Origin of the sequence: Xanthomonas sp. 4461, from assembly GCF_024806475.1 — a bacterium.
Lineage (GTDB): Bacteria > Pseudomonadota > Gammaproteobacteria > Xanthomonadales > Xanthomonadaceae > Xanthomonas > Xanthomonas arboricola_F.
Genome location: NZ_JANTYV010000005.1, coordinates 267,989 through 281,229, shown reverse-complemented (window position 1 = coordinate 281,229; position 13,241 = coordinate 267,989). Strand labels below are relative to the sequence as shown.

The 13,241-nt window shown below is 66.5% G+C and carries 10 protein-coding genes; all 10 read right to left on the bottom strand.

From position 1 onward, the window contains the following. Nucleotides 1-9 precede the first annotated feature (9 nt). Entirely contained in the window at nt 10-1,116 is a 1,107-nt protein-coding gene (locus FHY19_RS18045; RefSeq protein WP_259155278.1) for an S-(hydroxymethyl)glutathione dehydrogenase/class III alcohol dehydrogenase, read from the bottom strand. A gap of 35 nt (nt 1,117-1,151) precedes the next feature. Next, a complete protein-coding gene (locus tag FHY19_RS18040; protein WP_259155281.1) occupies nt 1,152-2,216 on the bottom strand; it encodes a beta-propeller fold lactonase family protein in 1,065 nt (354 codons plus the stop codon). Next, complete coding sequence (locus tag FHY19_RS18035; protein WP_259167561.1) at nt 2,213-2,869, bottom strand: cytochrome c; 657 nt, start codon at nt 2,867-2,869, stop codon at nt 2,213-2,215. The genes FHY19_RS18040 and FHY19_RS18035 overlap by 4 nt, the downstream gene beginning before the upstream one ends. A gap of 25 nt (nt 2,870-2,894) precedes the next feature. Then, complete coding sequence (locus FHY19_RS18030) at nt 2,895-4,670, bottom strand: quinoprotein dehydrogenase-associated putative ABC transporter substrate-binding protein (protein WP_259167560.1); 1,776 nt, start codon at nt 4,668-4,670, stop codon at nt 2,895-2,897. Then, nucleotides 4,667-6,685 carry a methanol/ethanol family PQQ-dependent dehydrogenase gene (locus FHY19_RS18025; RefSeq protein WP_326521153.1) on the bottom strand — a complete coding sequence of 673 codons (2,019 nt, stop codon included), beginning with the start codon at nt 6,683-6,685 and terminating at the stop codon, nt 4,667-4,669. The genes FHY19_RS18030 and FHY19_RS18025 overlap by 4 nt, the downstream gene beginning before the upstream one ends. Nucleotides 6,686-7,429: 744 nt before the next feature. Further along, a complete protein-coding gene (locus FHY19_RS18020; RefSeq protein ID WP_259155284.1) occupies nt 7,430-8,059 on the bottom strand; it encodes an HAD family hydrolase in 630 nt (209 codons plus the stop codon). Nucleotides 8,060-8,062: 3 nt separating this feature from the next. Next, complete coding sequence (locus tag FHY19_RS18015) at nt 8,063-8,782, bottom strand: hypothetical protein (protein ID WP_259167558.1); 720 nt, start codon at nt 8,780-8,782, stop codon at nt 8,063-8,065. 402 nt (nt 8,783-9,184) lie between these two features. After that, nucleotides 9,185-11,137 (bottom strand): M1 family metallopeptidase, encoded by a 1,953-nt coding sequence (locus tag FHY19_RS18010; RefSeq protein WP_259167721.1) that lies wholly within the window; start codon nt 11,135-11,137, stop codon nt 9,185-9,187. Nucleotides 11,138-11,359: 222 nt separating this feature from the next. Beyond that, on the bottom strand, nt 11,360-12,250 hold the full coding sequence (locus FHY19_RS18005) for a GGDEF domain-containing protein (protein WP_259167557.1): 891 nt from the start codon (nt 12,248-12,250) through the stop codon (nt 11,360-11,362). Between the two features lie 194 nt (nt 12,251-12,444). Further along, nucleotides 12,445-13,206: a bifunctional demethylmenaquinone methyltransferase/2-methoxy-6-polyprenyl-1,4-benzoquinol methylase UbiE gene (ubiE, locus tag FHY19_RS18000; protein WP_029218915.1), complete on the bottom strand. Its 762-nt coding sequence runs from the start codon at nt 13,204-13,206 to the stop codon at nt 12,445-12,447. Between the last annotated feature and the right edge of the window lie 35 nt (nt 13,207-13,241).

Here is a 13,241-nt window from a genome sequence, read left to right as displayed (position 1 = left end):
TCGTCTCCTTCAATACCGCACGATCGATTTGATGCCGCGCGCTGCGCGCAGATCCGCCAGCGCCTGATTGATGTCGTCCAATGCCAGGGTGCGGGTGATCAGCGGCGCCAGCTGGATGTCGCCCTGCAGATAACGCTCTACGTAACCGGGCAACTCGCTGCGCCCCTTCACGCCGCCGAACGCGCTGCCACGCCACACCCGGCCGGTGACCAGCTGGAATGGGCGGGTGCTGATTTCCTGCGCATCGTCGGCCACGCCGAGAATGACGCTCTCGCCCCAGCCCTTGTGGCAGCACTCCAGCGCCGCGCGCATCGCGCCGACATCGCCAACGCATTCGAAGCTGTGGTCGGCACCGCCATCGGTGAGGTCCACGATCACCTGCTGGATCGGCGCGCCGTAGTCGCGCGGATCCAGGCAATCGGTGGCGCCCAGCGCGCGTGCCAGTGCGAATTTGCCCGGGTCGATATCCACCGCGATGATGCGCCCGGCCTGCGCCAACACCGCGCCCTGGATGACCGATAAGCCGATCCCGCCCAACCCGAACACCGCCACGCAATCGCCGGGCCGCACATGCGTGCTGTTGAGCACTGCGCCTACACCGGTGGTGACCGTGCAACCGAGCAGGCAGGCCTGGTCGAGTGGCGCGTCCGGATGGATGCGCGCCACCGCTATCTCCGGCAACACGGTGTATTCGGAAAACGTGCTGGTGCCCATGTGGTGCAGGATCGGGCGCCCGTTCAACGAAAACCGGCTGCTGCCATCGGGCATCAGGCCGCGCTCCTGACTGCTGCGAATCGCCTGGCACAGATTGGTGCGGCCGGAGCGACAGAACTTGCAGACGCCGCATTCGGGCATGTACAGCGGGATGACGTGATCGCCGGCACGCACGCTGGTCACGCCAATGCCCACGTCTTCGACAATCCCCGCGCCCTCCTGCCCCAGGATTGCCGGAAAGCTGCTCGCATGCCCGTGCGCCAGCGCATGCGCATCGCCGTGGCAGATGCCGGTGGCAACCAGCCGCACCAGCACTTCGCCGGGGCGCGGCGGCTGCAGGTCCACCTCTTCGATGCTCAGCGGTTGATTCGGCCCCCAGGCCACCGCAGCGCGTGTCTTCATCCCGCCTCCCCGGCGCGTCTGGGCATGGCCGCCGCTCAGCGCGCGATGACCACGCCCCACGGCAGTTCGCCGACAGGGATCTGTTTGAGTTCGCGCAAGCTGCCGGTATCGATCACGCTCACCGTGTTGGAGCGTCCATTGGCCACATACAACTTGTCGCCGGCCGGCGTGAGCGCCGGATTCCAGGGCCGTAATCCGACCGCGATCTCGGCCAGGCTGCGCGCGCTGCCGGTATCGATCACGCTGACCGTGCCGGCACCGCCGTTGGATGCGTACAACCGCGTGCCGTCGGCCGAGAGCGTCACGCCGGCAGTGCGCACGCCGGCCGGCAGACTGGCACGGCGCGTGCGGGTCTGCAGATCGATCACATCCACCACGTTGGCGGTTTCCTGCGCGATATAGACGCTGCGGCCGTCCGGTGCGAACGCCATGCCGCGGGGATGCCCGCTGGTGGCGACCACACCGCGCGACTGATGCGTGGCCAGCTCGATCATGTCCATGTCGTTGGAGCCTTCGTTGCTGGTGAGCAGCCATTGCCCATCGGGGGTATACGCGCAATGCTCCGGCGCCTGCCCACGCGTGGCGATGACCTGCTGCACGCGGAACTGCGCCGCGTCGATCAGCATCACCTGATTCTGCCCTTCCACGCACACCGCAAACTGCTTGCCATCCGGCGACAGCGCGATGCCTTCGGCGTTTTCGCCGATGTCCACTTGCCGCAATACCGCGTCCTTGGCGGTGTCGAGTTCGATCAAACGGTGGTGCTCGGCATCGATCAGATACAGGTGCCCCTGCGGGCCGGGCAACACCTGTTGCAGGCGCTTGCCGAGCTGGCCTTGTGCGGTGAGGGTGCGCACCACCGTATCGGTACCGGTGTCGATCACCGACACCGTGCCGCTGCGCTGGTTGGGCACGTAGGCCAACACCGCTGACGGCGCCGGTGCCGCACTGCTGGATGCAGCCGCAGACGCGGACGCTGTGGCTGCCGGGGCAGCAGCATCGCGCTGGCAACCGGCGATCAGCAGCAACGCGCCCGATGCAATCACCGCACAGGCGCGCTGCCAGCGACCGGGTGCCGAGCGCAGTGCGCCTTGCTTCATTGCGCCTTGCCCGCGGTCTTGTTGATCGAATGGATGAAAGCCAGCAGTTTTTCGGTGTCGCCCGGCTTGAGCACCGGCGCGAACGGCGGCATCTGCCCCACGACTTTTTCGTGCCCGATACGGGTCTTGCCGTGCGTGATCATGGCCGCGGTGCCTTCGCTGATCAGCGTGCGCAGGGTGTCGTCATCGCTGCCGTAGACCCAGATGTCGTTGGTCAGCGGCGGGCACATGCCACCGCCCCCGGTGCCGCCGTGGCAGGCGTTGCAGCCGGCAGAGAAATAGATCTTCTTGCCTTCGGCAATCAGTTCAGGCGTGACCTTGACCTCCGGCCCCTTCGCAATCGGCGTCACCGTGGCCGGCGGTGCGGCTGGCGTGGCCGGGTCGGGCGCGGGCCCTGCGGCCGGATTGGGCATTGCCGCGGGTGCAGCTGCGGGCGGAGGTGGCGCGGTGGCATCGGCCGCCGGTGCGGGCGCGCTGGCGGCCGGTGGTGGCGCCGCGTCGGATGCCGGTGCCGGCGGGGCCTCTTTTCCGCACGCAGCCAGCAGTGTGCTGAGCAACAACGCACAGACCGGCATGCGCATGGAACGATCGATACAACCCACAGTGGACTTGCGCATGAACGAACCTTTCTGATCGGAGGGAACGCCGCGCACCCCGTGCACGCGGCGGATGAAACAGTCAGCGTCTGGAGGGGCGCCTGGCCTCGCTGAGGAGCGCAGCCAACGCGGCATCGCCACGGTCCTGTGCCAATGTCGCAGCAGTCTTGCCATCGCGGTTGCGCGCCGCCGGGTCGGCACCGGCCGCCAGCAGACGCTTGGCGACGTCCTCGCGTCCGGCCGCTGCGGCCAGCATCAGGGCGGTGACGCCGGCTTGGTTTGCATGCCCCACATCGGCACCGCGCGCGAGCAGCGCATTGAGGATGGCGGGGTCGTCGCGCGCCACCGCAAACATCACCGGCGTGAATCCCTTGGCATTGGCGCGCCTGACGTTCGCCCCCGCGGCCAGCAAAGCCTGCACCACGCTGGCGTCGGCATACGAGACCGCCAGATCCAGTGCGCTCCAGCCATCGCCGGACACCGTATCGACCAGCGCGCGCTTGCCCACTAGCCGAGTCACGCTATCGGCATCATTGGCCCACGCGGCTTTCATCAGCGCAGTCCAGCCACTGGCATCGCGCGCCTCCAGGCGCGCACCGGCATCCAGCAACAGCCCGACCAGATCCGGCTCCTGATTGCGGATGGCCTGATGCAATGGCGGCTCACAGAGCAGGTTGGGCGTGTTGGCATCGGCGCCATGCCGCAGCAACCACGCCGCACGCACTGCATCGCCGGCATCCAGCGCATGCGCCAGCTCCTGGTTGGGGTCTGCACCATCGGCAATGCGCAACTGCAACTGCGCCAGCTCCTGCGACGAGGCGGCAGGACTCGGCGCGGTCGATGCGGAAGCCGGTGTGACGTAAGGCCCATGCGATGGCAGGTCGCCAGCCACGATGCAGTCGCTGCAGCGCACCAGCGGCACGTGATAGCTGCGCAGGATCTCGGCGATCTTGGCGGCGTTGTCCTGCAGCGCGGTGTTCAATGCATCGCGCAGTGCGGCGTTCTTGCGCGATACCGCCCATGCCATCGAATATTCCAGCACCGCATCGTCGATGGTGTTCAACGGCACCACGCCCAGGCTGCTGCGTGCGGCGTAGTGACCGGCGACCGGGCCCCAGGATTCGGCCGCATCCAGTTCGTTGGCTGCCACACGCTCCACCAGCTTGCCCGGATGTTCTTCCGGCGCGGTGGCCGAGTCGTAAAACAGGTATTGCACCTCACCACTGATGCCGTGCTCGTAGAGCGCCTGGCGGGCGGGCGAGCTTTGGAACACGCCCAGCCGCAGTTTTTTCAGCGCCGGATCGTCCAGCGATGCGGGCACCAGATTCAAACCCTTGCGCGTGACCAGCACGTAGGTCGAGCGGTACAGCGGGCGCGTGGTCAGGCCTTGCTCGAAATCGCTGTTGAGATCCATCAGCAGATCGCAGCGGCCGGCAGTGATGGTGCTGCGCGCCAGCCCGCGCTGGTAATAGGTGCGCCATTCGTATTCCAGGCGCCGGCCCATGGCATCGGCGACGACTTGCGCAATCTTGTTCTGGAAGCCTTCGCCGGCCTTGTTGGACAACGGCATGTTGCCCGGGTCGGCGCAGACGCGCAGCACCGTGGGATCGGGCGCCGCTGGCGGCGTGTTGGCCGGCATTTGCGCAGAGGCTGGCGCTGTCGTGGATGCAGGCGCCGCTGTGGGCGCCGCCCCGGAATCAGAAGCGCGAGCCGCCGGTGAAGACGGCTCGCGTGTGCAACCTGCGGCGACGAGTCCGAGGCTGCAAACCACCAGCACCTTGCGCAGGTGCCAGGTCATGCCGCGCACGCCGGCAGGGCTCTGCCGACGTGCGCGTCCAACGCCTTGCGTGGATCTCATCGTGCCGTCTTCGCTGCTGCGTTGGCGGTGCCGCCGCCGGCGGCCGCAGTGGCGGTGGCACTGGCGGTCACGGTCTTGCCGGCGCCATCGAGACGGAAGGTATGCACCATGCCGCCGAGCGGGATCTTGTCGAAGCCGGCGCCGAACGCCAGCCCGGCGGCCCCCAGCGCGCCGTACGGATCGGACGGATCCAGACCTGCGGCGACCGGCAGACCGATCCAGCCGCCGATACCCGAGAACACCGCCACGTACTGGTGGCCGTTGGCCTTGTAGGCGATCGGGTTGCCGATGATGCCGGACGGCAGCTTCATCTCCCACAGCTTCTTGCCGGTGTCCTTGTCCACCGCACGGAACCAGCCATCGAGCGTGCCGTAGAACACCAGCCCGCCGTCGGTGACCAGGGTGCCGCTCCACACCGGGAACTTCTCCTTGATCTCCCACTTGGACTTGCCTTCCACCACATCGAAGGCCTTGACGATGCCCAGCGCACCGGGCTCGTTGGGCTTCATCATCACGTTGGCGAACACGTAGGGCAGGCCCATCATGGTGTTGCCGCGTTCCTGCGGTTCCAGCTCCATGTGCCAGTTGTTGGTGCCGCAGAAGAACACTGCGGAGTTGGCCGGATCCACCGAGCACGGCTGCTGGTCCTTGCCACCCATCGCCGAGGGGAACGCCTGTACCTTCTTGCCGCGCTCCAGCGGCGAATGCGCGGCCACCTTCACCGGCCGGCCGGTCTTCATGTCGATGCGTTCGGCCCAGTTGGCCGGCACGAACTTGTGCGCGCGCAGCAAGGTGCCATCGCGGCGATCGAGCACGTAGGCAAAGCCGTTGCGGTCGAACTGCACCACCGACGGAACCTGCTTGCCGTCGATGGTCAGGTCGACCAGGATCGGCTCGTTGATGCCGTCGTAATCCCACTGGTCGAACGGAGTCTTTTGATACCCCCACACCGCTTCGCCGGTATCGATCTTGCGCGCGAACAGCGTCATCGACCACTTGTTGTCGTGCTCGCCGTTGTTGCATTCCTCATGCGAGGTCTTGCCGCAGCGATACGACGGGCTCCACAGGCCGGGATTGCCGGTGCCGTAATAGACCAGCTTCAACTTCGGGTCGTAGCTGTACCAGCCCCAGGCCGCGCCGCCACCTCGCTTCCATTCGTCATTGGGGAAGGTCTTGACGCCCAGGTCGCCGAGCTGGCCATGCTGCGGATTAGCCTTGTTGAAGTCCGGGCCCAGGCAGATCGCCTTGTCGGTACCGGCCGCATCGCAGGACCACGCCTGCTTGCCATCGGACAGGTTGTAGGCGGCCACGCGCCCGAGCACGCCGAACTCGTTGCCGCTGATGCCGGCCACCACTTTACCGTCGGCGATGATCGGCGCCATGGTGATGGTTTCGCCCTTGTCCGGGTGCGCGAGTTTCTGCTTCCACACTTCCTTGCCGGTCTTGGCATCGAGCGCGATCACATCGCCGCTCAGGCTGCCGAACACCAGCTTGCCATCGGCATACGACGCACCGCGGTTGACGGTATCGCAGCAGGCCACCGCCACCGAGCGTTCGTCCTGTTGCGGGGTGTATTTCCACAACACCTTGCCGCCGTCGTCCTGCGCCGCCAGATCGATCGCGAACACGTTGTTCGGATACGCGCTGACCATGTACATGATGCTGCCGATCACCAGCGGCTGGCCTTCGTGGCCGCGCGTGGCATCGGTTTTCATCTCCCACGACATCTTCAGGTTCTTGACGTTGTCGCGGTTGATTTCGGCCAGCGGGCTATGGCGAGTGAGCGCGAAATCGCGACCGACGCCACCCCAGTTGTCCGCGTTGCTGGCGTTGGCGGTAAATTCGCTATCGGTATCGACCACGGCGGCGGCGGGCGGCGCGGCGGCGGGTGTGGCTGCAGGTGCGGGCGCTGCGGTTTCGGCCGGCGTGTCTTTCTTGCAGCCGGCCAGTGCGGCGCTCAGCGCAAGCATCAGCAACGCGCCGCTGCGGATGCTGCGACAGGAAGATTGGTGCATATGCGTCTACCCCTCTCGGTGAACAATCCAATCGAACGAACAGCCACGGGCGTTTGAGGCACGCAACGGCGGCGCAAACGGGTGGGTACCGCGAGAGGACAGAGCACAGCGCGTGCCAGCGCGCTGTTGCGTCGCAGCACCTTGCGGTGTCAGGGCTTTGTATGGACGCAGTGAATGCCACGCGAGCGGTGTAACGGATTTGGCACACTTTGCGCCGGGCGTGCTGTAGCAGCAATGGAACAGGTTGGGCGCAAACGCTTCGGTAGAGGAGGCGGAAACGCTGATCGACCGGACGACGGAGATGTTCCCGGGCCTGTGGCTTTGTGGAAGGCCGCAAGGAGAGGGACGCGACGCTGCCGCGCCTGGTCTGCCGTTGGAGGAATGCGCCGGGGCGGACGGAAGGGTGCTCCAACGCCGATACCTTCGCGGTCGTGCGCTGTTGAAGCCCGATACCGGGGATCTGATGGACTGCGCTTGATCCGTACCCTCACCCCTCTCCTGCGGGAAGCGGGGCTGTAGCGCGACGCCACGCGCCTGTTCCTTCACCTTTTGGGCGAAGTTGCCCCGAAGGGGTGGATGCGGGGAGGGGCGCAGCCACCGTGCAGTTGAAGCGGCTCCGGGGATCCGCTCGGTACCCTCACCTCACCCCCTCACCCGCGGGGAAAGGGGCAGTTGATGCACCGACGCGTGTGAGCTGGCGGCGCGTCATCGCTCTACCGGCGGCGAGACGCCACTGATGCAAGGTCAGCCGTCTGCGCGGGACTGCCATCGCTGCAACAGTTCGCTGCAATCGAGCAGGCGCCAATCGGCCAGGCCGGGCCAGGGATCGCCGGGAGTATTGACCAGCACGGTCGCCGCGCCGGCCGCGCGGCCGCAGGCCAGGTCGTTGTGGTGGTCGCCGATCATGAGCAATGCAGCGGCACTCACCGCCCAACGCTGCTGGAAATACTGCAGTCCGTCGGGCGCAGGCTTGGGCGCGGCCTCGTCGCGGCCGACGATGTCGTCCCAGGCGAAGGCATCGTCCAGGCCGATCGCCTCCAGCGTCACCTTCGCCAGGCTGCGTGCGTTGCGGGTCAGCAAACCGAGGCGACAGCCGTCCGCGTGCAGCGCGCGCACCGCTTCTTGCGCGCCCGGCGCAGGCCGCGCCGCTTCAGCCAGTGCGCGCTCGTGCTCCAGCAACCAGGCGTGCTTGGCCTGCGCCTGATCGGGGGGCAATGCAGACAGGTGATGCAGGATGTCGTCTTCGGGCGGGATCTCCAGCTCGCGCCGGATCAACGCGAAATCGTGCACAGGCAGCGTGAGCGTGCCATCCATGTCGAACACCCAATGCCGGTAGGCAGACAGCGGCAGCCGGGCAGCGCTTGCGCCGTCCATGGATTATTTCCAGCCCGGCATCTGGGTGGTATCCAGGCCGCCCACGTCGAACTCTGCGGTGCGCGTGCCGCCGGCCTTCACCGGGAACTCGATGCTGATGCGCTTTGCGTTGCGCACCAGCTTCCACAGCGCCTTGTCGTCGTCGATGAACATCGCGATCGCTTCATCGGTATCGGGGCGGTGCGCGGCCATCGCGCGCGGTGCGCCACCATCGGCCGAGACCTGCACCTTGCAGCCGCCATAGCAGTTGAAATCGCCGGCCTTGAGCACGAGATAGCTGTGGCGCTTCCACTGCGGGTGATCGCGAAATACCAGGCTCACCGGCTTGGGACCGCTGCCGTCGACATCCACGCGGCTCTTGGCATCGATCATCGCCGAGCGCTGCGTGCCGCCCTTGGCCGGAACTTGCGAGTATTGCCACAACGCCTGCATGCGGCGCAGCTCGCGCGCCTGCTCGCCCTTGGCCTTGATGTCGGCATACCCGGGTTCGATGCGCGTGGCGGCGGCGGTGCCGGCGTAGCCTTCCAGCAGTGCGGCACCATGCGCGCGCGCCATGTCCCAGTTCTGCGCTTTCACCGCCCCGTCGTATTGCTTGGCGAGTGCATCGGCCTGGCCTTCCTTGACCTGTGCCTGTGCGGCTTCCTGCGCCTGACGTTGCGCCTCGCGATCGGTACAGCCGCTCACTACAGCGACGCACAAGGCCGCGCTCAGCAGATACTTCATCGTCGACTCCAGGGCAAATTCAGCGGCAACGATACCAGCACGCCCCATGGCACGATCAGCTAGCCGCGCATCGTAGGAGCGCACCCGAGCGCGACGGGCTGCACTGGGAATGCCCCATCGCGCCCGGGTGCGCTCCTACGGCGGTAGTTGCAGGGCACGGTGCGGCGATGGAAGCGGCGGGCGGGGATGCACCACGGCGCGACTGCACCGTCGGTTCCGGAAGACATGGACGGCAGCGGCAACGATACCGGCCTACCGCACCACCCGCGATCAGCTACCCCGCGTCGTAGGAGCGCACCTGGGCGCGATCGGGCCTCACCGGGAAAGCCCCGTCGCGCCCGGGTGCGCTCCTACGGCGGCGTGTTGCCGCGACGGGAGGGCGGCGCAACGCCCTCCCTGCCATTACGGCTGCGTCGGCTGCGGTGCCGCCTTGGCCTTGGCGATCATCTCGGCCACCGAGGCGGTGGTGATCGGGTGATAGCTGGGCTTGGCTTTTTCGAAGGCCTGTTCGGCGAATGCAATGCCGTCCGGGGTTTTCAACAGTTCGGCGTAGATCGGCAATACCAGCTTGCGACGGCCCACGCGTTCGATGAACTCGCCGGCGGCAGGACGTGCCTCCATATAGCCGCTGCGGATCGCCAACGGATACCAGCGCATGGCGATCTCGCCGTTCGGGGTGCCGGTGAAGTGATAGGCCTCATCCAGCTGCTTGAGCTGCTCGGGCTTCAAGGTGGCGCCCATGCCGCTGAGGAAATGCACCCACTCCTGCGTGCCCCACTCGCTGGTGACCTGCTTGCTCGGCAGGGTGCCGCTACCGCTCCAGGCGATGCGTGCCGTGTCCACGATCGAGAAGCTGCGCGAGCGCGCCTTGGCAGCGAAGGCCGGGATGCCCGGCTGCTTCAACCAGGCATCCACTTCGGCCGCGCTCACGGTGTTGGGATGCTTGGCCAGCAGGTTCTTCTGCAGATAGTCGACGAACTGGTCGGTGGTGGCGCTCTGGAACGCATGATCGTCGAACCAGCCGCGCAGGAACGGGTCGAACACCTCACGGCCGAAGCGCTGCTCCAGGAACTGCAGGAACCACGCGCCCTTGACGTAGGCCACCTGGCTCAAGGCTTCGTCCGGGTCGCGCTGCGCCAGCGGCGGCAGCGCCAGCGCCTGGTCGGCCGGCGCCATGTCCTTTACTTCGGCCAGCAGATCGCCCTGGTCGATCTCGCGCTCCATCTCGGCCATTTCCACGCCGTACAAGGCTTCGGTGATGCGGCCCTGCACGTAGGTGGTGAAGCCTTCGTTGAGCCAGATGTCCTTCCAGCTGGCGTTGGTCACCAGGTTGCCGGACCAGCTATGCGCCAGTTCGTGGGCGACCAACGACACCAGCGACTTGTCGCCGACGATCACGGTGGGCGTGGCGAAGGTCAGGCGCGGGTTTTCCATGCCGCCGAACGGGAACGACGGCGGCAGCACCAGCATGTCGTAACGGCCCCAGCGATACGGGCCATACAGTTTTTCGGCCGCACCGATCATCTTTTCGGTGTCTTCGAATTCCTTGGCGGCCTTGTCGGCCATCGCCGGCTCGGCCCACACGCCCGAGCGCGCGGAAATCGGCTTGAACACCACATCGCCGGCGGCGATCGCCAGCAGATAGGAGGGAATCGGCTCGGGCATCTTGAAGCTGTAATCGCCGTCGCGCGCGGCCTTGGGGTCGTTGTCGGCGCTCATCAGCACCATCACGTCCGGGCGCGAGGTCACATGCGCGCTGTAAGTGAAGCGCACGCTCGGGGTGTCCTGCAACGGCACCCAGCTGCGTGCGTGGATCGCCTGCGACTGGCTGAACATGAAAGGCAGCTGCTTGCCTTCGGTCATCGACGGCTCCAGCCACTGCAGGCCGGAGGCGGTTGGTGCGGTGTGATAGGTGATCACGACCTTGGACGGCTGGTTCGGCGTCTCGATGGTGAGCTTGCTGCCGAAGGTCTTGTCGGCCGGCGCCAGCGCGAACTGCAGTGGCGCCAGGCCGCCCTTGCCGTCGTCGGCCTGCACCTGGGCGATGCTGAGCTCGCGCGTATCCAGCACCAGTTGCTTGGCCGCCTTGTCCTTCCACTCCAGCGTATAGGTGGCGGTACCGCCGATCTGCTTGCTGTCGAAGTCCAGCTTCAGGTCCAGCGCCAGATCCTTGATCACCACCAGCTGCGGCTGGGCGTAGGAGCTTTCGTCGTGGTTGCGGGCGTCTGCTTTCACGGGAGCCTTGGCGGTGGCGGCCGGCGCAGCGGTAGTGGCAGCCGGCGATGGGGATTCGTTGGAACAGCCGGCCAGCGCAATGGACACGGCCAGGGACAGCGACAGGTACGGGAAGCGCATCGATGGCACCGCAGCGAGGGAATTGGGCATTTTAACGCCCCGGGCCGTCGCCTGCCCGTACGGCGCCAGGCGAGCGCCTGGCGGCCGGTCAGACCATGCCCATGTCGCTGCGTGCATCGGAGCGAACCGTCTGCAGCAGCCGCAGCCTGGAGTGATGCATGCCGCCCGCGCGCCGCGCGCACCGGCCTGTGGCCCGGCCGCCAGGTGATCTCCGGATCGCGCCTAGACCACCGGATGACTGCGCGGCGTGTCGTGCCCGTCGCGCACCAGGCGCCGGCCGCCGGAGAACTTGGCGCGATACATCGCAGCATCCGCACGGCGATACAGCTCGGTGGCATCCAGGCCACGCTCGCACACCGCGCTGCCGGCGCTCACATGCAACGGCGCCTCCTCGCCATCTTCGCGTTCGAGCATCGACAGCCATTGATTGAGCTTGAGCGTGGCGTCGTCTTCGCTGGCATGTACGCCGATCAGGAATTCATCGCCGCCCCAGCGCCCGATCCAGTCTTGCGCGCCCAGCCAGCCGTAGGCCGACTCCACCAGCCGCACCAGCACGCGGTCGCCCGCCAGGTGGCCGAAGCGGTCGTTGATCGGCTTGAGGTTGTCCATGTCCAACACGAACAACACGAACGGCCAGCCTTCGCGTTGAGAGGCGGCAACCGAATCGCGCATCGCCTGTTCGCAGCCGCGCCGGTTCAGCGCTTCGGTCAACGGATCGAACAAGGCGTGCTTCTTGAGATCGCGCATGCCGGCATCGATCCCGCGCAGGCTGCGGTTGATGCCGCGCAACAGGCGCCCCAATTCGTCGTCGCCATGCTCGGGCAGGCTGGGCAGGCGTTGGTCGGCGTAATACGTATCCAGCGCGTCGGCGGCGATACGCAACGGCGCCAGCAGGCGATACAGCGCCGAGAGCGTCAATGCCGTCCCCGCCAGCGTGGCCAGCAGGGCGACGATGATCACCGACCACAACAGGCGCCCTTCCAGCTCGCTCTGCGATGCCAGCCACGCGATCAACAACAGCAGCGGCAGGTGGATCCCGACGAAGGTCACCGCCAGCAACTTGGCGCTGAAGGAACGGGGAAACACGCGCGAGAGCCCGGCGTATAAGCGCATCCAACTCTCCGGCAAAAGAGCGCCTAGTGTCGCCGACCAATGGTGGAGCCAACGCGACGAAAGTCTCAGAAATTCGTTGGCGCATCGGACCGCGCGCGACGCAAGGCCGCCTCAAGCGAACACAAGCGGCGACCGCACTACCAGGCGCAGCGCGCGATGCGCGCGCCGCGTCGGCACTCGACCGTGCGGCGGATTCAGATCTTGTAGCCGGAGTGGATTGCCACGATGCCGCCGGTCAGATTCTTGTAATGGCAGCGCGCAAATCCGGCCTCGCCCATCATGCCCTTGAGCGACTCCTGCGGCGGGTGCTTGCGGATGCTTTCGGCCAGGTACTGGTAACTGTCGGCATCGCGCGCGAACAACTGGCCCAGCTTGGGCAGGATCTTGAACGAGTGGAAATCGTAGATCGGCTTGAACCACTCGGCGGTGACTTCGGAGAACTCCAGCACGCGTGCCTGGCCGCCCACCTTCAACACGCGATACATCTCGCGCAGTGCGGCGTCCTTGTCGGTGACGTTGCGCAGGCCGAAGGAGATGGTCACCAGATCGAAGCTCTGATCCGGAAACGGCAGCGCCTCGGCATTGCATTGCACGTAGTCGAAGCCGGCCACCAGGCCGCGATTGGTCAGCCGGTCGCGGCCCACCGACAACATGCCTGCGTTGATGTCGCCCAGCACCACGGCACCCTCGTCGCCCACGCGCTCCTTGAGCAGCACGGCGATGTCGCCGGTGCCGCCGGCCAGATCCAGCACGCGGTCGCCCGGCTTCACCTGCGCGGTCGCCACGAAGTAGCGTTTCCATGCGCGATGGACGCCCAGGCTCATCAGATCGTTCATCAGGTCGTAGTTGCGCGCGACCGAGGTGAACACTTCGCCGACCAGCTTCTGCTTGTCCTTGGCAGCGACATCGCGAAAGCCGAAATGGGTGGTACCGGAGGTATAGGGGGATTCGCTCATGCCCGGATTATCGCACTGCTGACGCCACCATGACC